We start from the raw sequence: 26,043 nt of genomic DNA on the forward strand, positions 1-26,043 counted from the left end.
TATCCGTTTCTGATTATTAATTTTCTATTAAAAGAAAGGAGCGAGCGGCTGAGCCCATGGACAGCAGCCTCCAGCCCTAAACCATTATTCCCCTTTTTTATTGGACTTGTCGATGATCACGGCTAGCAGAATCACAAGGCCCTTGATGACCTGCTGCCAAAAAGGTGATACGTTAAGGAGAATAAGTCCATTGTTTAGCACCCCGATAATGACCGCGCCGAGCACTGTACCGATGATAGTTCCTCTGCCACCAGACAAGGAAGCCCCGCCTATCACCACGGCAGCAATGGCATCCAACTCATAACTTACTCCGGCATTTGGCTGAGCGGAGTCTAGCCTAGCGGTCACGAGGATGCCGCCCACTGCAGCGAGGAGTCCCGCTAAGGAATACACCCATATTTTCACTTTGGAGGTGGGGATTCCTGATAGCCTGGAGGCATTTTCATTGCCTCCTATCGCATAGACGTAGCGTCCAAAACGCGTCTTACCTGTAAGGACCGTCGCTATTAACACCACTAATCCAGATATCCATACTGGCATCGGGATGCCTAAAAACCAGCCTGTGCCCAGAAATTTCAGTTCTTCGCCGAGTCCTGTGATCGGATGACCTTTAGTCCATAGCATGGTAAAGCCTCTGGCCATGGTCAGCATGGCCAGGGTAGCGACGAAGGGTGGCACCTTAAACCTGGTGATGGTAAAGCCATTTACAAATCCCAAAGCGGCCCCCAGCAGCAGCCCCATAATCACCGCTCCTAAGGGCGTAAAACCAATGAATAAATTGGCCGCAGGAATGCCAATTCCATGCTTCAATAAACCCGCAATCACTGCACCGCTAAATGCCAGTATGGAGCCTACCGAGAGGTCGATGCCTGCGGTAAGCACCACCAAGGTCATCCCTACGGAAATACAGACATTGACCGAGATCTGCCGCATGACATTCCAGAAGTTGTCTGGAGTCAGGAAGTTATCCGTCATCAAGGTTAGGCCCAGGCATAATACAAAGAGGGCGATCAGGGATTGAAACTTGGCAATATTTATAGATTGTTTGATGGAATTCATTGATTGATATGTTCAGGAATACAAGCATTCATTATATTATTCTCTGTGGCCTCCTCACTGGAAAACTCGGCACTTATCTGTCCCTCGGACATCACCAATATCCTATCTGATATAGCGAGTATTTCGGGGATCTCCGAGGAAATTACCAGTACCGAAATACCCTCCTTATTTAGGGTTGAAATAAGTTCATAGATTTCATTTTTGGCATTTATATCTATGCCTCGGGTGGGCTCGTCGAGCATCAGTACCAAAGGCTTCCGCTCTATCCATTTCCCCAAAATAACTTTCTGCTGATTTCCACCACTCAGATTTCTGATGAGTTGGTCTTCGTGGCTTACTTTAATTTTTAGGGAGGCGACATGCTTATCATATAGCTTGGACTGCAGTGTATCATTGAGTAATCCAAATTTGCTTATCTTATCGATCACCGTCAGGCTGAGATTTTTTCCTACGGACATGCCAGGCACTATTCCATCTTTCTTTCGATCCTCCGGCACGAGCGCCATTCCGGCCTCGATAGCCTGTATAGGACTTTTGAATTCTCTAATACGCCCATCCAGAGCTATGGTCCCAGACAAAGCGTCAGGATGAAGACCAAACAAGCATTCACATAGTTCGGTCCGTCCAGCGCCCATCAGCCCATATATCCCAAGCACCTCGCCTTTGCCAAGGCTAAAATTTATATGGGAAAGCAGGGGGCGTTGAGGATTCCCTGGATTCTGAAGCGTCATATTTCTGACCTCAAGAACCTTTTCAACTGGCTTATTTTTAATGCTTTTTTTACTAATCATCACTTCCCTCCCAGCCATCATGGTGATCAGTTGACCCCGGGTGATTTCCCTCACAGGCCCCTGTCCTACCACTCTTCCATCCCTGAGCACTACAAAATCATCGGCAAGTGCAAATAGCTCATCCAGCTTATGGGAGATATATACAATAGCCTTCCCCTCGGCCTTCAGCTCTTTGATAATCTCGAATAATACCTCCACTTCACTTTCTCCTATGGCAGAGGTAGGCTCATCCATAAAGACTACTTCTGATTCCACCAGCAAGGATTTTGCGATTTCTATGATCTGTTGTTGCCCCACTTTTAGCGAACTGATCAGCGCTGTAGGTGATACCTCTAGTTTTAGTTTTTCCAGCAGCACCTTGGTTTTTTGAATCATGCGCTCTCGGTCCAGGAAACCAAATGAATTGATCAGCTCCCTGCCCAAAAAGATATTCTGCGCCACAGAGAGGTAGGGGATCAAGTTTAGCTCCTGATGGATAATTGAGATGCCTCTATCCTGGGCATCTCTAGGCCTGGAGAATTTGACCTCTTCATCCTTATACCGTATTATTCCCTCATAATCGGTGTATATTCCCGACATTATTTTCAGCAAGGTGGATTTTCCCGCACCATTTTCACCAATCAAAGCGGTAACTTTCCCCCCTTCCAGTCGCAGGTCCACTGCGCTTAGGGCAGTCACTCCCGCAAACCTCTTGGTGATTTGCTGTACTTCTAATAGTGGCTGCATATTAAGGGATAATTTTAAGGGTAAATGGAATCACTTCTAACTGACTCAGAGTAAGATGCTCCCTATTGAGCTCCACAGCACCTTCAAAGCGTACTGTTTGATGAATTTTCAGTTCTGAGCTAAATGAAGGAATGAGCTCCTTGCGGATTCTGTCATTGATCATTTCAGATATGCTATTGAAGTCTGAAGTATCGTCAAAATCGTTTATTTTAATTAAGCCTGAAGCATCACGAATTGCATTGCCGAAGATGAATTCAGTTTCTATCTCCACCGTATTATTGGCAGTTTGGAGAAGTACATTATTCTCATTAATCTGAAGTACCTCCCCTTGACCTTTCACCCTAAAGTATCCTATATTTCCAATGCCGAGGGAATTTCCATTTTTGGCAAAAGTGCTTTTCGGATGCTGCTTTAAGCTATCAATCAGCAGGTCAATATCAGGGGCATTATTATATACCTTCATCAATTCTGTATTCCAGATGCCTTCCACAAAAGTCTCTGCATCAAAATCTATGATTTGGTTTTCCGCGAGTTTTTGATCCAGGGGCATAAGATAGATTGATTTAAATCCGAGAAATACCGCCAGAATACCGACTAAGATGTATTTAAGAGCTTTCATAATCAATTGCTTCCGTAAGCTTCATAATCATTTACATTTTCCTGGTTTACCATCTCCACCGTGACGGGCACTTTTTGAGCAAAATCTCTTTTTCCTTCGAAGTATTCGTGAGCATAGTTAGCGGCAGTTTTGGCGATTAGTTTGGGGAATTGCATTCCAGTGGCGAGGATTTTCTTCTGTTGGATGGAGGTGATCACATCACTGGCTCCGTCAAATCCAAAAACCATCACCTGTTGATCTTTGCCGGCAGCCACCAAGGCCTGGTATGCGCCCATGGCCATCCCATCATTTCCACAGAAGACCCCTTTAATATCAGGATGGACCTGAAGAATGGATTCCATTACTTCCATGGCTTTATTTCTATCAAAGTCTGCATTCTGCTGAGCGACCATTTTCAGTTCGGGATAATGATCCACCACAGCATGGAAGCCTTTCGATCGGCTCCAGGTATTATTATCTCCCACCAAACCAAGAATCTCCACATATTTTCCTTTTTTATTGAGCTTTTCGACGAAGTACTTGCCGATGGCTATACATCCTGCATAGCTATCTGAGAGTATCTGGCTTACGGCCACATCGTTGGCATTGATTTCCCTATCCATACAGAAGACGGGCACTGAAGCATCTCTGGCAATTTTGACATTGGCGATGGATCCATCTGCGTCGGTGGGGTTAAAAAGCACTGCATCATAACCAGAAGAGATGGCATTTTCGAAATGATCAGTTTCTAAGGCAGTATTGTTTTGCGAGTCAAAGATGGTCGCCTGATAGCCGAGCTTTCTGGCTTGGTTTGCCGCCGTCTCCGCCAGCACGACAAACCATGGGTTATTCAGCGTGGAAACTATTACAGCCACTTTCTTCCCCTGGTCGGAGGATCGATTCTCCTTCTCATTACAGCCATATATGGCCATTAGCATTATTAAGAGGACAAGTATGGGTTTTAAATTGGTCATTTTGGGTTGGGGCTTTTTATTTCAGCATTGATTTGGCTTTGGCCATGATGCCTTCTTTGGAGAGCCCATAATGGGCAAAAATCTCCAACTGGGATCCGGTGATGGTATATTCATCAGGAATTCCCATAATGCAAAAGGGGTTTTTTGCTCCTTTTTGAAACAAATAAGAAGCACAGGCTTCTCCCATACCGCCATTTACCATATGTTCTTCTACCGTAATAATAGGCTTGCCCGCAAGGGCTAGCTCATCCAGAATCCGGGTATCCAGCGGTTTTATGCTATGCATACTGATGACTTTGACCTGCCTATCATGATCCTCTCTTAAGGCTCGGGCTGCCTGCCATGCAGGGTAAACCGTTTCGCCAGTCGCAATGATGGTCATATCATCTCCCTGGTGTACGGTACGTCCCTTTCCGATTTCGAAGTTTTGATTATTTTCCTCCTGGAGGAATGGCATATTTTTTTTGCCAAAGCGCATATATACCGGCTGGTCAAGGCTGGCAGCCAGCCTTACGGCCATTTCAGTCTCATAATTATCGGCTGGCGCCAATATGATGATATTGTTGATGGCGCGCAATACCGCAAAGTCATGCAGGCTATGATGAGTAGTACCCAAAGCCCCATAGCTCACGCCGGCGCTAATCCCCACCAGCTTGACAGGGTTATCGGAGTAGGCTACATCATTTTTGATCTGCTCCAATGCCCTGGCAGTCAGAAAGCAAGCGGGTGAAATAGCAAATGTTTTCTTGCCGGCTGAGGCCAGGCCGGCGGCCACGCCCACCAAGTTCTGCTCGGCGATCCCTACCTCCACCATTTGCGAAGGAAATTTTTGGCCAAAAGGGACCAGTTTTCCCGAGCCTCTTGAGTCACTGGTTACAGCAATGATGGAGCTATCCTCGGCTGCTAAGGCCTCTAAGGTTTCGGCGAACACCTGTTGATTTGCCAGACCCATTTGCAAGTCCTTTTCTTCTATTTTATCTAATTCCATAGTTATCTATATTAAGACCTCAGCGGCAGACAGTTCGGACAATGCGAGTTCATATTGCTCAGAACTCGGTACCCCGTGGTGCCATTTTATATTTCCTTCCATATAGCTGACACCCTTTCCTTTGGTGGTATGAGCAATAATAAAATTAGGTTTTCCAGGCTCCAAAGGGCCATTATTAAGTGCCTGCTCTAGTTCGGATAGCTTATGTCCATCCACCTCCACCACAGCCCAGCCAAAAGCTTCCATCTTTACTCGGACAGAATCGATATTCATCACCTCATGATTATCTCCTGTGATCTGTTGTTTATTATAATCCAGGATGGCATAAAGATTATCCAGCTTATAATGCGCTGCCGCAAGGAATGCTTCCCAGTTGGATCCTTCGGGCAGTTCCCCATCCCCAATTAGGGTAAATACACGGTGATTTTTTTGATCCAATTTGGCGGCGATAGCCTCTCCAACACCTATGGGAAGCCCATGGCCTAAGGCCCCGGTATTTTGCTCCACCCCATTCACCTTTTTGGTAGGATGACCGATATAGTGTGATTGGTACTGGCAGAGCGTGGCCAGGTCAGTTTCCGGGAAAAACCCTCGATCTGCCAAGGTCACAAATAATGCCTCAACGCAGTGGCCCTTGCTTTGGATATACCGATCTCTGTCTGGATTTTTGGAATCTTTAGGGTCAATATGAAGTACCCTATTATAGAGGACATTTAGGATATCCACACAAGAGAGACTTCCGCCAGTATGCCCTGCTTTGGCCTGATAGATGTATTTGAGGAGATTTTTCCTCAGTAATACAGACTTCAATTTCAATTCTTTATCTGTCATTTTGATATGCATTTATGGAGCTTGCTTCCTCGTATATTTTTAGCCTTCATGGTGGTACACCTCCCAGCCCATATAATTTTCGAAGGCCTCTTTGAGGGCTCCGGAGGTATGGGAGGCATTCATGACCACGTGATGTTCGAAGCCATTTTTACAGATATGCTTCATCAGGCCTTGAAGGTTTGGGATTTGAGCGACCGCCCTGTTGCCAAAGGTGTTGAGTTCATCATTGGTCAGCTGACCATCCCCCACATAGGCTTTGATAATACCTTTGGTATCATCGGTGCTGATTCGGCCATAGGTCAATGGAGAGGCGGGAGTCCTGCCGTCCAAGGCTCCATAGGTGTTTTCTACCCCCACTGTAGTCCCCAAAATTGGGGCATTGCTGATCTCTATATCTGGTAGGAAGGATTTGGCCCAGTTGCCACAGTGGAAAAGCACACATTTCTCATCGTCATCTGCATAATTATTATTCCAATCCACAAGGGCACTAGGAGATCCTGAGGCCAGCTGCATAGCATACATGCTTAGCGTGCCGGTCACATCCACCTCGCAAGCACTAGGGATCATTCCTTCCGAAAACATACTGGAACTGGTGCAGACATTGCAGCCAAAATTTTGTTGTAAGGAGGTCCAGCACTGTATGGCGTTGGCATCGAGTTGATTTTCCTCCATAAAATCATTTAATACCACATCCAATTTGGCCATTTGGATTAATGATTCACTAGGAGTCTTTCCAGTGGAGGCATAGTTATGTATTTTTTCCAAATGGGCTTTTACCCTAGGGTGATCAGGGCCGAGCTTATTGGCATGACCAAGGATCTCGGAGAGGTCACAGGTAACCACGGATATGCCATTTTTCTGCAAAATCTTTTCACTATACCGCACCGTATTGAAGGCCGTGGGACGTGCACCTATTGCACCAATCCGAACGTTTTTCATGCCTTTCACCACTCTGCATACTCCTATAAATTGCCTCAAATCCTCCAAAAACGATGGGTCTGTTGGGTGGACCACATGCTTAGTGGTAATTGAATATTTTATCCCATATTGGTAGAGGTTATTACATACTGAGATTTTGCCACACCAAGAATCCCGACGATTGGCGACATTGAGCTTATGAAGCTCATCAGGATAGCCTTGTATTAGGACTGGCACCTGGAGATCGGCCAGCTGCAAGGTGTCAGCTATACCTCTTTCGTCACCAAAATTTGGCAGCACCACCAAGACCCCTGCAATATCATTTTTATGCATTTTGAATAAATCAGCACATTTCCTCGCATCAGCATAGGTCTCTACTCCTCCCAACTTGGTATCTTTCTCCTCTAAGATGATGGGTTTTATCCCCTGCTCATTTAGCATTTTTAATACCTCCGCTCTTGCCTCTGACACAAGTTTGTCTGGAAAAAAATCCCGATTTCCTATGATGATCCCTAGTGTAATGTTTTGATTTCTCATTGTTATGCTGACTGATATTTCGTTATTTTATATTTTTATTTTCCGCAATGATCAACTGTATATCATTGTCTTTGAGCACTTCTTTATGCTTATCTTCTACTCCTTCATCGGTGATGATATAATCGATCAAGGACAATGCGCCTAGGCTGGCAAAGGCACTTTTACCTATCTTGGAGGAGTCTGCCACCAGATAAGTGGTGTCGGCCGCATCTATCATCGCCTTCTTTACCACTAGGTCACTGATGCTGGGATAGGTAAGCCCTGACTTCAATGAGATCCCGGCAGTTGCCAAAAACAGCTTCTGCACATTCAAGCCTTTAAAGAAATCGGCCGCTTTCTGCCCCGTCAGCGATAAGGTGGGCGCCTTGAACTCTCCGCCCGTCATAATCACCTCTATATTGGGGGTGGCCCCTAGCATAAGCGTAATATTCAGGGCATTGGTAATGACAGTAAGGCCTTTAATATCCATTATCTTTTTGGCGATCTCTGTGGTGGTGGATCCTGAATCTAGAATGATCGTATCCCCGGGATGAATAAACTCCAGGCATTTTTCAGCGATTATTTCCTTTTCCCGGAGGTTGTCCTGATGGATAAGGGAGAAACTACGCACTTGATCTTCGACATTTTTCAGATGCACCCCACCATGTTCCCGGATGACCAAACCATTCTTCTCCAGCTTTTCCAGATCCTGACGTATCGTCACTTCAGTGACCTTAAACAACCTTGCTAGATCGATCACCTTGGCGGATCCATCTTCTTTCAAAAGATCAAGTATCTTTTCTTTTCTTTGTTTTGGTAACATATTCATTAGTATTTTATGTAAAACAAAGATAATTAATCCCCAATCCTATTACTATTATTTTGTTTTGATATCAATTTCGATTCATTATAGATAGATATTCTTCTCCTTTTCCTTCCTTCTAATCTGCCTAGAGGGTAGAATATAGTTGAAAGGCCCCGTACCACACTCCATTCTAAAAGCTGGTTATGACTACTTTATTCTTTTACAAAATCGCTTATTTTCTAAAAAAAAGAGGAGAGAGCACGGCAAGACTACCTGTGCCTCTCTTCTAAGAATTAATAAACCCGTAGTTATTATTGGTATCCAGGATTCTGGACAAATTCGTCGCGATTGGTGACTGCATCCAGTTGGGCCTGAGGAATAGGTCTTATGGTATGATAATCTTTCACATTGATCACATCAGGGTTGAGAGCCAGAACTCTCTCTACTAACTTACCAGTTCTTTTGAGGTCAAACCATCGTAATTGTTCTCCGGCAAACTCCCTGGCCCGCTCATCCAGAATAAAATCGAGGGTTAGCATTTCCGGGGAGATCATCATTTCATCCACCTGGCCAGGCTTTGCTGCGCGCGCTCTGACCCTATTAATATGATCTGCTGCGGTCTGAAGATCTCCGAGGAACATCCGGGCTTCTGCTGCGATAAGGTATAATTCTGCAAATCTGATCACATAAGCATCCCTGGAACTCTGAGCCTCATTGGCGCTGGAGCGAGTATCATCCATGTGTTTTGTGAGCGTGGGGTAGCGAAGATTATCTCTTACCTTACCATTTTCATAGTAAATATCATTCCTATTATATACCTGATAAATATGGCCGGGATTGCCAGCAAACTCCGTCCTTGTGGCCACCACAGCGGTATCACCCCTAGACATTCCTGCAGGTGTATTGCTGGAGTTTGCGTACCACACTTCCATAAAAGAACCCTCATATCTCGCATCTGCCTCAGAAAATAAGTCCAGCAGCGTACGCGTTGGCATATACCTATTGAAGGGTCTTCCATATTCGATTGCGCGGGTCAAGCCTGGCAGGTTGTCATATTTCATAAGAAAATGCAGATGGCCATTATTACTGCCCCTGCCATGACCTAGTGGATTTGTAGCGTCATTCTTAAGATCATTAAGAGTAAGATTAGCTGAATAGTTTACGGCATAGACGATCTCACTGCTTTGGTTATTATCCATCGCCCAGAGATCAGCATAATTTGGCACTAGGGAGTACCCGAAGCCTCCATCAATAACAGACTCAGCCATTTGTGCGGCTTGTTGGTACATTTTCCGGGTAAGGTAGATTCTAGCCAAAAATGACATAGCTGCTGGTCTGGTCACTCTTCCATAATCAGGGCTTGTATCTGCAAGATTGGCCACGGCAAAATCCAGGTCCTTCAGAATCTGATCGTAAAAGGTATCCACTGGAGTTTTGTTTGCAGTGGTAACGATTCCCTGGGATTCTTCTAGGGTGAAATGCACTCCTCCCCAAGTCTCCACGATATGATAATAGTAAAAGGCTCTCAAAAACCGCAATTCCGCTTCTCTTTGTATGCGTAGTGCTGGGCTGAGCCCCGCATTTTCGATTCTATTTATCCCTGCATTAGTTAGATTTATCCCTGCGTATAATTCCCTCCACTCGGTAGTGATCGGAGCATTCGTTCCTTGAAGATTCGTATAGGTGGTGAGATCTGGCCACACATCTCCAGCAGCGCTCATCCAAATATCGGTTCCCATTTCTGTCATATTATAGCCTTCTTCCTTTCCATACCACCATCGCTGGTAGGAATAGGCGGCATTGACCAAGGATTCAAAACCCTCAGGCGTACTATAAACCGCCTCTGCTGTCAATCCACTTGGATTATACTCTTCCAGCAAATTATCGCAGGAGCTTGTCAGCAGGCATAGTGGCAACAGGATTGTCGTTAATATTGATCTATTTTTCATTATTCTGCGCTTTTTAGGGGGTTAAAAACCAAGATTTAATCCGAACATATAGCTTTTCAGCATTGGGAAACTTTCGCCCCCACCTCTTTCCGGATCATATTCGTCTAGCTTGGAGCTCTTGGTCCACGTGAGCAAGTTGGTGCCGGAAAGGTAAATTCTGACATTACTAAACAGTGGATTATCCTTCACCGGAAGGGTATATCCTAAGGATAAATTCCGGAGTCTTATATAAGATCCATCTACGTATCCAATGGTGCTCCAATAAAGAGTGGATGAACCTGATAGTCCTGCATTGGGACGGGGATATTCATTGGTAGGATTTTCGGGAGTCCAATAATCAATGGCCGTGGAGCTATTGTTGAGATTGGACTGCCGGTCATATCTACTCAGGAAGTTAGGATTGATAGTCTGTCCCCAGCGGGCAAATAGATACACGCTTAAATCAAAGCCCTTATAGTTGATTTTATTGTTAAGCCCCCCAAACCAGTTGGGTCTATTATCACCACCGAGTACTTTTCTGTCATTGACAGCATCGATTTGGCCGTCCCCATTGAGGTCTCTTACCTTGATGTCTCCCGGGGCCTGCCCGAAACTCTGAGCCTCATCGGCCTCGGAGCTTTGCCAAATGCCCAACTTTTCGTAATCATAGAAGACTGAAATTGGCTCCCCTACAAACCATCCGTTTCCTATATCATCCACACCCTCAGTCACCAGCGACACGATTTCTTCTTGATTTCTAGTGAAAGTGATCATGCTTTCCCACTGAAAGTCTTTTGACTCTATATTTACCGTGTTCAGCCCTATTTCCACTCCGTGATTTCTGGTTTTTCCTATATTCTGATAGACCTGTTGCACGCCAGTGGTCGGCGGGAGACCGCGGGGAAGAAGTAGATCAGAGGTACGTGTGTCATAAATATCCACAGTGGCGCTGAGTCTATTTTTCCATAAACCAAAATCCACCCCAAGGTTGGTAGTTGCAGAGAGCTCCCATCCCGCATCGGGATTACCCAGGAGCGGAGAGAAAGTGAATCCCTGGAAACTAGACTCTCCAAAAGCCATCGGCATCCGAGTCAGTGAGCTCTGCGTTCCGTAAGGCTGGATACCTGAATTTCCCGCCACCCCATAGCTCAGTCGAAGTTTCAACTCACTAATAGAGGCGATATTCTCCATAAAATTCTCATCCACTATTCTCCAGGCAAAAGCCGCAGAGGGGAAAAATGCCCACTTATTTCCTTTAGACAAGCGTGAAGCGCCATCCGCCCTATCCGTCAGGGTAATGAGGTATTTACCTTTATAGTTATAATTTAGCCTGGCGGCAAAGGACAGGACATTCCATTTGGCATAGCCACTATTGATGGTGATATTATCTGGAGCGTTGCCAAGACCAAAGTACAGCTGACCTGGCAGCAATTGGCTTTCACCCTGTGCCAGGACATTATCTCCTTCGTTTTGTACATAACTGCTCAGGGCTGTAATAGCAAAGGAATGGTCCTTGATTTCTTTGGAGTAATTGATGACATTATCCCAGTTGAAAAAGCGACTATTGGAGGCTGTATATTGGGCTCTGCTATTTCCTCCGTTTCTGCTTATAGAGTTAGATCCTTCAAATAAGCCTATTCGGGAATTGCTGATGCTAGATCCAAAATTACTTCTGAAGCTAAATCCTGCAAAAGGCTTGAGTTCCAAATACACATTGGCGATTACATCGGTAATTTTGCCTGTATTGGAGAATACATCGACTTGCTCATCAGCAAGCGGACTGATGGAAGATCCACCTAAGGGATAAACAATAAAATCTCCATTTTCGTCATATACCGTCCCAAGCGGGATGATTTTATTAGCCATATTAAGAGGGTCTCTGCGGTAGCTTTCGTCCCTATTGGCCACCTGAGATTGCAAACCTGCTTTTACCCAATTATTGAAAGTATGATCCACATTGGCCCGAAGGGTATATCGCTTAATATCATCAAATTTCAATATCCCTTTTTCGCTATAATAGTCCAAGGAAGTATAAACCTTGGTCTTGTCACTTCCTGCATTTACGCCAATATTGTAATTTTGCTGGGTGCCATTCTTAAATAGTAAATCCTGATAATCTATCCAATCCCCATTTTGAACTGCGGCTAGCTCTTGTGTATTAAAGATCAATGGGTCATCAGCCTCTGAGCTCCATTTTCCAGTGGTTCGATTGGCCTCTCTTTTGATGGCGGCATATTCGTCACCATTCATGACCGAAGGGTACCTGGACACCTGAGACAGCCCAAAGTACGAGTTGAAAGTCACTTTGGGGGTTCCTGTAGCCCCTTTTTTGGTGGTGACAATCACAATTCCATTGGCCCCTTGCCATCCATATATGGCCGTGGAAGAGGCATCTTTGAGGAATTCCATCGATTCTATATCATTCGGGTTGATATTATCAATATTTCCCGTCTGCACCCCATCCACAATAAATAAAGGATTATTTCCAGCTCCAATAGACCTGTTTCCTCTAATCCTGATATTGATTCCGGAGGAAGAGGAACCGGATCCACGGGTGATATCGACCCCTGCCACTTTCCCCTGAATAGATTCAAGGGGGTTTTGGGCGGGTACTTGTCGGATATCTTCACTTTTCACTGAGGTCACTGCCCCTGTGAGATCCCTCTTTTTTACGGTGCCATAGCCTATCACTACGACCTCTTCTAGGTTAGTAATATCTGGCTCCAGGCTCACCTTGAGGCTACTGCTATTTGCCACTTTCTTCTCTTGTGAGATATAGCCCACAGAACTAAAAACCAATGTAGCTCCCTCCGATACGGAAATGGAAAACTTACCATTTACATCCGTTACCGTTCCATTATTGGTGCCTTTTTCCAAAATAGTAGCACCCGGAAGGCCGCCTTCAAACTCCGTAGCAGATACTACTCCAGTTATCTTCACTTCCTGCGCCTGAACGCCAAAGCAAATACACATTAAAAAGGCCAAACAGAGTAACCCTTGATTGATCCCTTGGGACCTATACCAGGCTGGCTCGCTTGAAGTGAGTGAAATTTTCATCATTTATTATGGGTTATTGTTAATAATAGTTTCGAAAATCTTCGGTAATACTTTATTTCATCCTTAAACAAAAAGTGAAACTAAGTAAAAACTCCATTTCCATGGGGTAAAACTAGATAAGTACTTTTGAATATCCAATAAATATCTTTGTTTATTTTGTTTTATTTGTTTTTATTTTCTTTTGTGTTTCTTTTTTATACATTTACAAAGCAGTAAAATAAGAACACTAACCTAACTCACTATATATTAAACACATACAGTAATCCATCAGAACAACCCATTTGATTATGAAAACAAAATCAAGCTTTTTCCTATTCGGCATATCCATGCTTATCCCATTGATATTTGGGTGTCAAAAAGCTGATAAGGGGACTGATAAGCCTAGAATCTTGATCAGTTCCGATATTGGAGGGACTGATCCGGATGATTTCCAATCGCTGATTCATTTATTAATGTATGCAGATCATTTTCGAATAGAAGGTTTGGTCTCCTCACCATTTGGAGGTGGGCGAAAGGAAGATTTCCTAAACATCATTAATCAATACAGTAAGGATTACGAGAAACTCCTGAAGCATGCCCCCAGTCTTCCCAGCCCCGCCACATTGGAATCCATCACTAAACAAGGGGCGGTGGATGCTGCACCATTTAGGGGTTATGATGAGTCCACAGCCGGCTCGGACTGGATCGTAAGCTGTGCCAAAAAAGATTCAGATCAAGCCTTATGGGTACTGGTATGGGGTGGATTGGAAGATCTCGCGCAGGCACTTCATGACGCTCCGGAAATAAAACAAAATATTAAGGTGTACTGGATCGGCGGGCCGAACAAAAAATGGAGCATCAATGCCTATTCATATATCGCAGAGCATCATCCTGACCTGTGGATGATAGAAGCAAACGCTACCTACCGAGGATGGATAATAGACCAGGATTCCCCGGAAAAACTTAAGAAAGACCAATTCTATACCAATTATATAGAGGGAAGAGGCGCATTAGGAAGGGATTTTTACCATTATTTAAATGGGGAAATAAAAATGGGTGACACCCCTTCCTTAGCCTATCTCATGAATGGCAACCCCGATGACCCCACCGGAGAAAGCTGGGGAGGGAGTTTTCGCAAGATAAATAGAAGTTCGCGATCTATTTTTGAAGGCGGAAGTACAACTTCTGATACCGTCGCAACTTACGCTACTATCGAATGGCATTTTATAGGTCCACAATTAGAGGTTCCCGAAGATTCCGTGGTCTTTCAAATAGAAATCCAAAACCAGCTATGGCCCGGATACTATCTAGGTGATAATAAATATGGTGTCAAGTACTCTCCCAAAAAAACTGAGTCAGGAACTTACAAAACATCCAGCAACATCCCTCAGCTGAATGGATTAGAAGGAGCCTACACCAGCATTGCTCCTTGGCCTGGCCAAGCCAAGCCGAGCGACTATCCTTTGGGAGATCATTGGTACAGCGACCGCCTGGAAGCAGACCTCTTCCTACAGGGCCAGCAAGGAGCAAAAACCATATCAAAACATCGAGAAGCTTTTATGCTTGACTGGGCAGAGAAATGGGATTGGCTAGAAGAGAATCCTAATTAAATGCAAATCCTTATCCCTATTTATGCCCCTCCTGTTTATTTAAAACTAAGGCATCTATTCTTTACCTTATATTCTTCCATTATATTGAAAACTTACAATCCCAATAACCATGAAATTGATCCTTATAAATTTTCTAGTATTATTAATTAGCATTCCCAGCATGGGGCAGCAACTGGCCTTTCCGACGGCGGAGGGATATGGCAAATACTCTAAAGGAGGCCGCGGGGGGCAGGTATATGAGGTCACCAACCTAAATGATAGCGGCACTGGCAGCCTCCGGGCCGCTGTGGAGGCTGCCGGACCGAGGACCGTGGTATTCAGAGTGTCAGGAACTATCACTGCCGAAAGCCCGCTGCGCATAAAAAACCCCTATATCACCATCGCCGGACAATCCGCTCCTGGAGATGGAATATGCATCAGGAAACATCCAATCGTCATCGAGGCAGACCATGTCATCCTTAGGTACCTGAGGGTCAGGCTTGGCAATGAATCCGGAGATGATACGGATGCCGTGTCCAGCAGATACACCAGCCACATCATCCTGGACCATATTTCTGCTAGCTGGAGCGTGGACGAAACCATGTCTATCTATCACTGCGACAGCATCACAGTGCAATGGAGCATCATATCCGAAAGCATGTTTAACTCCAATCATGCCAAGGGATCCCATGGCTTTGGAGGAATCTGGGGCTCCAACTACAGCAGCTACCATCATAACCTGCTAGCCCATCACGGAAGCAGAAACCCCCGAATGGCCTCGGGATCAGGCTATACCGATTATAGAAATAATGTCATTTATAACTGGGGATACAATAGCCTATATGGAGGAGAAAACCAGCAGGTGGGCAACCCAAAGTTTGCCTTCTCCGAATTTAATATTGTGGCCAACTATTATAAACCCGGCCCAGCTACCATCCCCGGCGGGGTAGCCGAAAGGATCGCCAGCCCATCTATGCGCAATGATAAAGGCGATTTTGGGAAGTGGTATATTGCAGAAAATAGAATTGAAGGGAACGAAAAGGTATCCACTGACAACTGGAGTAGGGGCGTCCAGCCTCAAGGTGGGGAAGAAAACCTGGCGCTTATAAAAATGGATGAAGCCTGGCCAGCGATGGCCATTCACCAGCAAAGCGCAGAAGAGGCCTATAAGCTCGTCTTAGAAAATGCTGGAGCCACCCTTCCAAAGCGTGACGAAATCGACCACCGGATCATCCAAGAGACTGCCGGCGGCTACGCAACTTATGAAGGAAGCTCCTATAAAGAAAACAAATCGGTGAAAGACCCCAGCAAGAATACGGGAATCATAGACTCCCAAGAGGACGTGGGAGGATGGCCTGAACTTAAAAGCAGTAAAGCCCCCAAAGATACCGACCATGATGGCATGCCTGACCATTGGGAAAAAAAACAGGGTTTAAATCCTAAAAATGCTAATGACAGAAATCAGATTAGCCAGGAAGGCTACACCATGTTAGAGGAATATTTGAATAGTATCAACTAGCAGAGAGAGAAAGACAGTACAATAGAAATACGTAATTATAGCGATAGCACCGAACCTAAATTCGGTGCTATTTTTATTGCATCGCTTTTTGGTTTATCAACAATTTCGAGAACTGCTTACAGTAAATGGAATCGTTCAAAAAATTGGTTTTCCACTTTTCCATTCATTTTTTTTTGGGCAACCAATTTAATTTTTTCAGTTTTTTTCTTCGTCTTAAATAGAGAAAAGTTCTTCCTTATTGATTTCTCCATAATCGTGAAAAATAGTACTTAAGTGCTGTTTTGCCCCATTTTCTGGGCTGACTCATTACACAAAATGGTCAAAATAAGGCTTTTGTCTCGATAAATTTGATTAGGGCTACTGGAGAATATTTTATAGGCTGCTAAATGGTTTTAAAGGCCATTTAGGGAGTAAAAAAATAGAAATATGTTGTTTTAGAGGAACAAAACAGAATTTTAATTCCACAAAACTCAATAAACAATATATATACATCCTTTCCGGATTTTTATACAAAATCCTTGGTGGTTAATATATAATTCCCTAATATTGAACACCTAGTAAATTGGTTGACCAATTGCTGGGTGATCAATTAAGAGTAAAACCAATTAACCAATTATTTCATGAAAAGACAAGTACTGTTGAAAAGTAAGTATATGGTCATGATGGCTATGTACTTCCTATCGTATCTAGCGTCGGCACAGACCACTGTGAAGGGCGTAGTGGTATCTACGGAGAGTGGCGAAAGCATCCCGGGAGCAACTGTAATTGAAAAAGGCACCTCTAATGGCACCGTAACTGACATCGACGGTCAGTTCTCCATGTCAATTGCAGATCCTGCCTCAGCAATTTTAAAAGTAAGTTTTGTAGGCTATGACAGCCAAGAGATAGCAGTATCCAACCAATCCATCGTCAATATTTCCCTTGCCCCCAACTTACAGGACCTCGACGAGGTCATCGTGGTGGGCTACGGCTCGGTAAAGAAAAGCGATAACACGGGGGCATTATCTTCTGTGAAATCAGAAGAACTGAATGCTTATCCTGCTCTAAATGCAGTACAAAGTCTCCAGGGACGTGCGGCCGGGGTGCAGATCCAATCCACCAATGGTGGCCAGCCTGGCGCCGCAATGAGCATGAAGATACGAGGCGGAAGCTCGATTAACGCAAGCAGCCAGCCGCTCATCGTGGTGGATGGCTTTGTGGGTGGAGAGATGCCCCCTCCACAGGATATCCAATCCATGGAAGTCTTAAAAGATGCTTCAGCCACCGCCATATACGGCTCTCGTGCCGCTAACGGCGTACTTTTAATCACCACCAAATCTGGTGGAATCGGCAAAACCAAAGTGGATGTAAACAGTTCTTACTCCTTCCAAAATGCCAGCAACCGACTGGACCTACTATCAGGATCTGACTTCAGAGATTATATCACAGAGGTGGTACCTGCTTATAGCTATAACCCCGACATCAACACAGACTGGCAAGAAGAAATCCTTCGTCCTGGACATATCTGGAACAATCAGGTTTCTGTAAGCGGTGGTAGTGAAGCCGTAAAATACTATGTATCAGGCACCCATTTTGAGCAGCAGGGCGTCGTGGACAACTCCATGTATCAGCGGTATTCCATCACCAGTAATTTGACTTTTGATGTATCTGACTGGGTTACCTTAGGGGTAAATCTCTATGGAAGAAGAAGTCTGGACGAAGGCGTATTAACGCAGGAGCAATCTGGCGGATCCAGCGATACCGGCGTATTGGGAGCTGCGGCAAGAATGGAGCCCGACACCCCTGTACGTGACCAGGATGGCAATTTCACCCAGTCTAGATTAGGAGATAATATTGATAATCCTGTGGCCATTGCCAATGGGATAGATAGAGAAAGAGTATCAGATCGCTTCCAAACCAACGCCTTTGCAGAGTTCAAAATCCTTGATTGGCTGACTTTCAAATCCACTCTGGGTGCTGGTGTTACTTCTTATAGAGAAGGCGAATTTAGATCTTCTCAACTCGTAAGAGGCGGTGACGCGGGTATTGCAGCTTTGGAATTTGACAAAGCTACCAACGTACTTACCGAGAACTATTTCACCATCAATAAAGAATTTGGAATTCACAGAATCAACTGGGTAAATGGTTATTCTTACCAAAAGATGGTAGGCGAAAATATGACGGCAGGCTCTAGTTTCTTCCCTTCAGAAGCTGTGAGTTTCTGGAACCTGGGAAGTGGCGCAGAATTTACGCCATCCACTTCGGAGACCTCCACGAGAATCCTGAAATCGTACTATTCCAGAGTGAACTATGCTTTACTAGACAAGTATGTATTCACTGCGACCATGCGATATGATGGAGCATCCAACTTTGCTCAAAATAACAAATGGGCTTATTTCCCATCTGGAGCCATCGCATGGAATATCGGAGATGAAGACTTCATGCAAGCCATTGAGCCTATCTCTGAGATGAAAATCCGGGCAAGTTATGGTTTGACCGGTAATCAGGGTATCGGAGCTTACGAATCCCTTGCCACCTTGGTGGCCCAATATTCTAATCGTCCCGGAGAAGGATCCTTGATCCTCGGAAGCCTTGCCAACCCGAACCTTACCTGGGAGACCACTTCCCAACTCAACCTGGGGATGGACATTGGGCTGATCGAAAACCGTGTCAACCTTTCCGTGGATTACTATAATAAAATCACTTCTGACTTATTGTTTGACAGACCTATCCCTTCTTTCCTTGGAGTAGATGAGGATCCTGCTACGCAACTTCAGAATGCCGGTGAAATCAGGAATTCTGGAATAGAAGCGATGTTGAGCACCAAAAATCTGGTGGGCGACCTGACCTGGTCCTCTGACCTGGTATTCGCCATGAACAAAAATGAGGTGCTTTCCCTACCTGATTCTACTATCCAATATGAGAATGCTCCTGGCCACTTCAATATCTCTACTGGCTTCATGCTGCTACAGGAAGGACAGCCTATCGGCATCTACTATGGCTATGTATATGAAGGAGTGACACAGCCAGAAGATGTATTGCTGGAAGGCTCTGACGGAAAAGTCGGTGGCGAGCAATTTAAAGACCTTAATGGTGATGGCAAACTTGATGATGCAGACCGAACGATCATCGGTAATCCTCACCCTAAATTCACCTGGTCTTTCAATAACAACTTCACCTATAAAAACTTCGACTTGAATCTATTCATTCAAGGAGTACAGGGGAATGAGATGATGAATTTGACAAGAATGGAACTGGAATCTTTCCGAGGCACCACCAATGTATCCACTGCGGCACTTGACAGATACGATGCGGTAAGCAATCCAAATGGAAGCATCCCTTCTGCAGATACTGACAGAACGATGAAGGTATCTTCTCGCTGGGTGGAAGATGGCAGCTATGTAAGGCTAAAAAACCTCGCCCTAGGATATACTGTACCTAAATCGGTATTGGACAAAATCAAGGTGCGTTCGCTGAGAGTATATGTAAGTGCACAGAACCTGCTGACCTTCACTAATTACTCAGGACTGGATCCGGAAGCCGCCTATCAGAATGAAGGTGATGGCACTAATAACGGAGATTCCAACCGTAACTTAGGCTTGGACTATGGTAGCTACCCGAACGTGAAGACCTATACTGTGGGCCTAAATCTAGGATTCTAAACCAGACCTAAGCTATTATTTGTCAATAATTAACATTAAAAAAACTATGAAAAATTCATATATAACCTCAGCAATATTCGCCCTAATCATGGTATTCGCCATGTCTTGCGAAGACTTGGAAGAGAGGCCAGTTGGCGTCCTAGCCCCTGAAGGATTGTTTAAGACCGTTTCAGAATTGAAGTCTGGAGTAAATGGTGGTTACTATTTACTAGCACGGGAGGAGTTTTATGGTCGTAAGTTATCCTTGGCCTTGATCGTAAGATCAGACATGTGTGGCATCGGTGATCCGGGTACTGCCACCCGGAGACATGCTTGTGATCTCATGCAGATGGAGCAGGACAATGGTTTGGTAAATTCATTTTGGCCCATGGGCTATAAAATACTAGCCGCAGCAAATACAGTGATCAATGCCAGAGACGTGGTCGCCGGCACAGATGAGGAAATAAATCCAGTGGTGGCCGAGGCTTATTTCTTAAGAGCCTATGTTCATTATGTGTTTGTAAGGCTGTTTGGTGAGATCATCTATATGGATGGGACGCCTATGGAAGATCCTTATGCGGCTACTCAGTCTTCAGTAGCGGACATCTATAAAGGAATCATTTCTGATTTGGAATTTGCAAACCAGTGGTTGCCTGATGTCCCTGCGGACCGGTCTCACCCAGGCAAGGCGGCCTCCTATGGCATGCTCGCTTCAGTATATATGACCAGAGCGACCTCTGAGGCTGCTGAAGGTTCTGATTGGCAAAATGCCTATACCAATGCCAAGGAAGTCATAGATAATGAAGGCCAATATGGCGTGGCATTGGACCAGAGATATTACGATATTTTTGCCCCTGATTATACTTCTTCCGAAGTACTCTTCAAGCTCAATATGATAGCCAATGACAATCACAATATCACTCCTGGGGAGCTCGGAGGAGGAAATGCAGGTACTGATCAGCTTACCTCAATCACAGGCCCCAGAGGTGACGAAAGATTCGAAGCATTAAATGCTGCCGCTTTTGGATGGAGCGCAATTGTCCCTGAGCTAAAAGTATATGACTCCTGGGATGGCAAAGACTATAGAAAAGCAGTGAGTCTGGATACAGCCATCACCTATCAGGGAGTCATGGATTATCCCTTCACTGAGTGGAGCAATGTACCTCAGAATGTAGCTAGACCTGCTATCGCCAAATATTTCAGAGCCACTGGAGAGGCTGGATTAAGAACGGGTACTGCCCAAGGAGCCAGCTTAAGAGATTCCAACGTGAAGCATATCATCATGAGGTATGCAGAAGTACTACTGATCGCCGCTGAGGCAGCGGTAGAACTAGGAAATGACAGCGAAGCGGTATCCTATGTCAACCGAGTAAGGGCCCGTGCCAGAAATGCCGGTGGAACTGCAGACAATAAATACCAGCCTAGCGCGGCTCCTGCAGATCATATGGGTGGGCTGACCATTGAGGATATCATGGAAGAGCGCAGATTAGAATTAGCTTTTGAAGGCGTAAGATGGTATGACATCGTACGAAGAAAAATGGGCAATGTATTCTCTGGAGCAGCTCCTGCATTAGAGGATAGGAACTTTGACCCAGCCGTGGATTATTTATGGCCTAAATACTATGTGGATGTGGACCTATTACCTGGCCTGACTCAGAACCCTGGGTACGAAGGACTGTAATAATCGCGGATACACAAAAAAATTGGAACCAGGATGCTGTGGGTTTCTCCTTAATAGGGAGATGCCCGCAGATCCTCCTTCCATAAAGGTCGCTAAAAAGCCAGATCTAAGATCCCCCTACCCTAGGGCCCTTAGCTTACGCTGCATGAAGCCTGACAACCCCCATCGCTGAGCCTAAGATCAGTAATATACAGGGCAGGAAATCATCCTTCATATACCATCTAAATTTCCATTTACCAGAAACTTAGACGACCAAAAGTTGGTGTACCAATAGTGAGAATAGTATATTAATAAGAGTACTCAGACCACGAAGACCTATCATAAATCCCGATCAAAATCTGGAAACCAACTGGGGGAAGCTTTTACAAACTCCCGTCCAGGGCCAGCCAATTGGGATTTGGTCAGTTATTTGAATATTTTTATAAAATATCATTAATAAACCTTTGGAACTGAAATTGGATAACCTTAAATTGGTTGACCAATTATTGATCAATTCAATAAGTCATATGGAAATACTTAGCAATTTTAGTCAGATCGAAATTGAAACCCCTGTTGATAAAATTATCAATCAGATTAAGAATTTAATTTCGACCGGACAATTAAAATCAGGAGATCGTTTGCCTCCAGAGCGCAAGCTTTGCGAGAAGCTTGGTGTAGGTCGGACCCAATTGAGGGATGCGATCAAGAAGCTGGAGTTTTATGGGATACTGAAGACCCTACCGCAAAGTGGGACCGTGGTAGCGGGTATGGGCATTACGGCCCTGGAGGGATTGATCTCCGACGTCTTAAGACTCGAAGTGACAGACTTCAAATCACTGGTGGAGACTCGAGTGATCCTAGAGACAAAAAGTGCCTCTCTGGCAGCGGAGCGAAGATCTGAAGCCGACCTAAGGGAGATCGAGAAGGCAATGAAAACCCATAAGCAGAAAGTAAAAGATGGGAATCATGCAGTGGAGGAAGACTTAATGTTTCACTTGAAGATCGCTGATGCGAGCAAGAATTCGGTGCTCACCTCACTGATGCTAATCATCACACCAGATATCCTGTCTTATTTTAAGCAGCATGATGTCTGCGGAGAAGGGCGTTATCTGGCAGCAGCCGAGGAGCATGAGAGGATGTTTGAGCTTATAAAAGACCAGAATGTACAGGAGGTAGCACTACTTATGGAAGCACATCTTTATGACATCCAGAAATTTGCTGAAACGAGAATTGAGAGATATAATATTAGACAAACACCAAAAATAAAATCATGAGAGAGAGCTAATAAAAGGAAATAAAAAATGGATCAGCTATTAAGCCAACCCATTTGCAGATAGAATCAAGTTCAGTTTTAGGAACATTTGGCCGTGCATCCTGAAAAAAAAGAACCGACTCATTGTCCATTACAAAGATAAGGTTTTTTATTATTCTTTCTATTTTCTGCAAGTGCCTGACCGGCAAGAAGAATCCACGTTTTCACCTTTATATATCGCATAAATACGCATATAGCTCTTAAATTTTAGAACAAAAATACCATTCCTTCTTCAAGGGCCCTGGCAAGAATTTGGGGAATTTGGGAAGGTACTAGGCAGCCTTATGTTTCTGCCAAAGAGAATTTATCGATTTCATACAAAAACCACCCTTAAAAAAGGTAATAATACTTAACCCAAAATAATAAAGAGAATGAATTCTAAAAGTAAAACCATCAGCAGCATCTCCTCGGATAGTCCCTTGCAAGCAAAGCCTATCCAATCAAGGAGAATAAGCCAATGAATATCGATAAACCACTACTACAAAAACGAAGCGACAAAGCCGTATTAATAACCTACTTAAGAGCATAAAAGTGAGTAAAACGCTAAGCAATATTCTACTAATCACCTGTTTTGGATTGCTATTGGGAGCCTGCGACAGCAGCCCAAAGAAGCAAACATTAGGACATACCAGCATCCTATTTGACGAGGCCACCATAGCCCAGGTGGATGAAGCGATGAGCTGGCCGCTATTTGAGCAGTCTGTAGCGGAGGCCAAGTCATTTGTGGAAGAGCAAATGGCACTAGGCATACAGGTTCCTGTACCCAAGGATCTCGCTGGTGGCTATACCCACGAGCGGCATAAGCTAAATTACCTAAGCATGCAGCAGGCTGGAAAGCTATTTATCATCACGGGAGAAGAAAAATATGCTCAGTATGTAAAGGACCTGCTGATGGCCTATGCCGAGCTATATCCAAGTCTGGATAGACATCCTAGTCGTAAGTCATACTCACCAGGCAAGTTTTTTTGGCAATGCCTGAATGATGCTAACTGGCTAGTCTATACCAGTCAGGCCTATGACTGCATATATGATTGGATGAGTGAGGAAGAGCGGAATATAGTAGAAAGCAAACTTCTGAGACCTCAGGCAGACTTCCTGTCTATCGAGACTCCTCAGTTTTTTAACCGTATCCATAATCACAGCACCTGGGCCAATGCCGGAGTGGGAATGCTAGGCTTGGTAATTGGCGATACGCTATTGGTACATCGCTCACTTTATGGACTGGAGGATGATGGGCTGGACACTGAAACCACCGACAATGACGGGGCCCGAATCAAGAATCAGGAACGTGCCGGATTTTTGGCTCAGCTGGATTTATTATTCTCCCCGGACGGATTCTATGCAGAGGGACCTTATTACCAGCGATATGCTATCTATCCTTTTGTGGTATTTGCTGCGAGCTTACAGAATGCTAAGCCAGACCAGAAGATATTCGAATACAGAGATGGGATTCTAGGCAAAGCTGTCTATGCTTTGGTAAATCTGACAGATGAGGAGGGTGAATTTTTCCCCATCAATGATGCCCAGAAGGGAATGTCCTATTACTCCAGAGAGTTGATATCGGCGGTGAATATCGCCTATCACTTTGCTGGGCAGAATCCGGAATTACTCTCCATAGCGCAGAAACAAAATACGGTATTGCTGGATGCAGCGGGCATGCATGTGGCCAAAGACATTGAAGCAGGCATGAGCCAGCCCTTTGCCCATAAGTCCATGGAGCTCACAGATGGCACCGATGGAAACAGCGGAGGCCTAGGCATCCTACGGATGAAAGGCGAGACTGGCAGCCTGTCAGCGGTATTAAAATACACCGCCCAAGGGATGGGACACGGGCACTTCGACAAGCTCTCCCTCTCGGTCTATCAGGAAGGTGCGGAAGTATTGCAAGATTATGGCGTGGCGCGTTTTGTAAATATTGAACAGAAAGACGGTGGCGGGTATCTCAGTGAAAATCAAACTTTTGCGAAGCAAACTATCGCTCACAATGCCCTCGTGGTGAATCGCCAAAGTCACTATACCGGATCCACAGAACTAGGCAGCCAATACCACAGTGATCGCTTCTTCTTCGATGCCGGAAATGAGGACATCAAGATCGTAAGTGCTAAGGATGCTCATGCCTATGAAGGCATAGGACAGCAGCGTACCATCGCTTTGATACAGGATGAGCTTTTCGAAAAGCCGATTTTGATCGATGTGCTAAGCGTCGCCAGCGAGTCCAAAAACCACTATGACTTACCTTATTATTATTTTGGTCAACTGCTTTCTACCACTTGGGAAAACAAGATAGCAGAAACACTAAGGCCTCTTGGTGAGTCTGACGGATACCAGCATCTATGGATGGAAGCTCAGGGAACAGCTTCTGCCGGCAACTCCAAGATCACTTGGATGGATAGAAATCAGTTCTATACGCTCAGTACTTTGAGCCTGGAAGGCGACCAAATGACCCTGGCCCGTACGGGCGCAAATGACCCCAAATTCAATCTTCGCAGAGACCCTATGGTCATGATCAGTAGAGAGGACGCGAGTACCAGTTTTGTAAGCATTCTGGAGCCACACGGGAGCTATTCCACAGTGAGCGAACTCTCTCAAGGTGCTTCATCGCAGGTACAAGGCTTGAAGATACTCTTTGAATCCGAGGAATATATAGCCATAGAATGGCAGCATATATCGGGTCAAACCTACCGTCTTGCGATAGCAAAATCCAATAATGGACAGGAGGAATCACATCAGATAAAAATAGAAAATAAATTATGGGACTGGAAAGGCTCATACAGTTACATTAAAATATAAGACAATATGAAGCGATTTAGTGAAAAGTTTATCCTTACAAAGAAGGTCGAATGGGAAGAACTTGGTGGAGGTGTATCTCGCAAGTTTTTGGGCTATGACAACCAGATCATGATGGTCCAGGTAAAGTTTGAGGCAGGCGCAGAAGGCACTCCTCATGCCCACTTCCACACGCAGGCGACCTATGTAGCTCAAGGGAAATTTGAGTTTATCATCGATGGCGTAAAGCAGATCGTGGAAGGTGGTGATGGTGTATATATCGAGCCCAACCTTCTGCATGGTGCCAAATGCATAGAAGCGGGAATATTAATCGACGTATTCAGCCCGGTAAGGGAAGACTTCCTCGATGGTGGCGCAGTGTCATACTTTGGAGATAAGGCTTAACT

Annotated in this window: 17 protein-coding genes; 7 read left to right on the forward strand and 10 right to left on the reverse strand. The window is 44.8% G+C overall.

The features are described 5' to 3' along the window. Nucleotides 1-84: 84 nt before the first annotated feature. The 10 genes from B050_RS0100155 to B050_RS0100200 form a co-directional block, all read right to left on the reverse strand. Nucleotides 85-1,059 carry an ABC transporter permease gene (locus B050_RS0100155; protein ID WP_018471837.1) on the reverse strand — a complete coding sequence of 325 codons (975 nt, stop codon included), beginning with the start codon at nt 1,057-1,059 and terminating at the stop codon, nt 85-87. Continuing rightward, a complete protein-coding gene (locus tag B050_RS0100160; protein ID WP_018471838.1) occupies nt 1,056-2,576 on the reverse strand; it encodes a sugar ABC transporter ATP-binding protein in 1,521 nt (506 codons plus the stop codon). The genes B050_RS0100155 and B050_RS0100160 overlap by 4 nt, the downstream gene beginning before the upstream one ends. 1 nt (nt 2,577) lies before the next feature. Then, nucleotides 2,578-3,195: a DUF2291 domain-containing protein gene (locus B050_RS0100165; protein WP_018471839.1), complete on the reverse strand. Its 618-nt coding sequence runs from the start codon at nt 3,193-3,195 to the stop codon at nt 2,578-2,580. Between the two features lie 2 nt (nt 3,196-3,197). Next, nucleotides 3,198-4,148: a D-ribose ABC transporter substrate-binding protein gene (locus tag B050_RS0100170; protein ID WP_026235494.1), complete on the reverse strand. Its 951-nt coding sequence runs from the start codon at nt 4,146-4,148 to the stop codon at nt 3,198-3,200. 16 nt (nt 4,149-4,164) lie between these two features. Next, complete coding sequence (locus B050_RS0100175; protein ID WP_018471841.1) at nt 4,165-5,136, reverse strand: transketolase family protein; 972 nt, start codon at nt 5,134-5,136, stop codon at nt 4,165-4,167. Nucleotides 5,137-5,142: 6 nt separating this feature from the next. Next, nucleotides 5,143-5,967 carry a transketolase gene (locus B050_RS0100180; protein ID WP_044201560.1) on the reverse strand — a complete coding sequence of 275 codons (825 nt, stop codon included), beginning with the start codon at nt 5,965-5,967 and terminating at the stop codon, nt 5,143-5,145. A 39-nt stretch (nt 5,968-6,006) separates the two neighbouring features. Continuing rightward, a complete protein-coding gene (locus B050_RS0100185) occupies nt 6,007-7,422 on the reverse strand; it encodes an L-fucose/L-arabinose isomerase family protein (protein ID WP_018471843.1) in 1,416 nt (471 codons plus the stop codon). A gap of 22 nt (nt 7,423-7,444) precedes the next feature. Beyond that, nucleotides 7,445-8,224 (reverse strand): DeoR/GlpR family DNA-binding transcription regulator, encoded by a 780-nt coding sequence (locus B050_RS0100190; protein WP_026235496.1) that lies wholly within the window; start codon nt 8,222-8,224, stop codon nt 7,445-7,447. Between the two features lie 293 nt (nt 8,225-8,517). Next, entirely contained in the window at nt 8,518-10,155 is a 1,638-nt protein-coding gene (locus B050_RS0100195) for a RagB/SusD family nutrient uptake outer membrane protein (RefSeq protein ID WP_018471845.1), read from the reverse strand. A 21-nt stretch (nt 10,156-10,176) separates the two neighbouring features. Beyond that, the gene (locus tag B050_RS0100200; RefSeq protein ID WP_018471846.1) at nt 10,177-13,194 is read right to left on the reverse strand and encodes a SusC/RagA family TonB-linked outer membrane protein; all 3,018 of its coding nucleotides are present in this window, start codon (nt 13,192-13,194) and stop codon (nt 10,177-10,179) included. 284 nt (nt 13,195-13,478) lie between these two features. Here B050_RS0100200 and B050_RS0100205 point away from each other — a divergent pair, with 284 nt between their 5' ends. The 7 genes from B050_RS0100205 to B050_RS0100240 all read left to right on the forward strand — a co-directional run bounded on the left by B050_RS0100205 (nt 13,479) and on the right by B050_RS0100240 (nt 26,041). Then, the gene (locus B050_RS0100205) at nt 13,479-14,780 is read left to right on the forward strand and encodes a nucleoside hydrolase-like domain-containing protein (protein WP_026235497.1); all 1,302 of its coding nucleotides are present in this window, start codon (nt 13,479-13,481) and stop codon (nt 14,778-14,780) included. A gap of 109 nt (nt 14,781-14,889) precedes the next feature. After that, nucleotides 14,890-16,278, forward strand: coding sequence for a pectate lyase family protein (locus B050_RS0100210; protein ID WP_026235498.1), 1,389 nt, complete (start codon nt 14,890-14,892; stop codon nt 16,276-16,278). A gap of 620 nt (nt 16,279-16,898) precedes the next feature. Further along, on the forward strand, nt 16,899-19,919 hold the full coding sequence (locus B050_RS0100220) for a SusC/RagA family TonB-linked outer membrane protein (protein ID WP_018471852.1): 3,021 nt from the start codon (nt 16,899-16,901) through the stop codon (nt 19,917-19,919). A gap of 46 nt (nt 19,920-19,965) precedes the next feature. After that, entirely contained in the window at nt 19,966-21,579 is a 1,614-nt protein-coding gene (locus B050_RS0100225; protein ID WP_018471853.1) for a RagB/SusD family nutrient uptake outer membrane protein, read from the forward strand. A gap of 506 nt (nt 21,580-22,085) precedes the next feature. Beyond that, entirely contained in the window at nt 22,086-22,832 is a 747-nt protein-coding gene (locus B050_RS0100230) for a FadR/GntR family transcriptional regulator (RefSeq protein ID WP_044201567.1), read from the forward strand. Nucleotides 22,833-23,401: 569 nt separating this feature from the next. Then, nucleotides 23,402-25,660, forward strand: a complete 2,259-nt coding sequence (locus B050_RS0100235) for a heparinase II/III domain-containing protein (RefSeq protein ID WP_018471855.1) — start codon at nt 23,402-23,404, stop codon at nt 25,658-25,660. Between the two features lie 6 nt (nt 25,661-25,666). After that, on the forward strand, nt 25,667-26,041 hold the full coding sequence (locus B050_RS0100240; protein ID WP_018471856.1) for a cupin domain-containing protein: 375 nt from the start codon (nt 25,667-25,669) through the stop codon (nt 26,039-26,041). Nucleotides 26,042-26,043: the final 2 nt, after the last annotated feature.

Origin of the sequence: Echinicola pacifica DSM 19836 (assembly GCF_000373245.1) — a bacterium.
In the GTDB taxonomy this organism is placed as follows: Bacteria; Bacteroidota; Bacteroidia; order Cytophagales; family Cyclobacteriaceae; genus Echinicola; species Echinicola pacifica.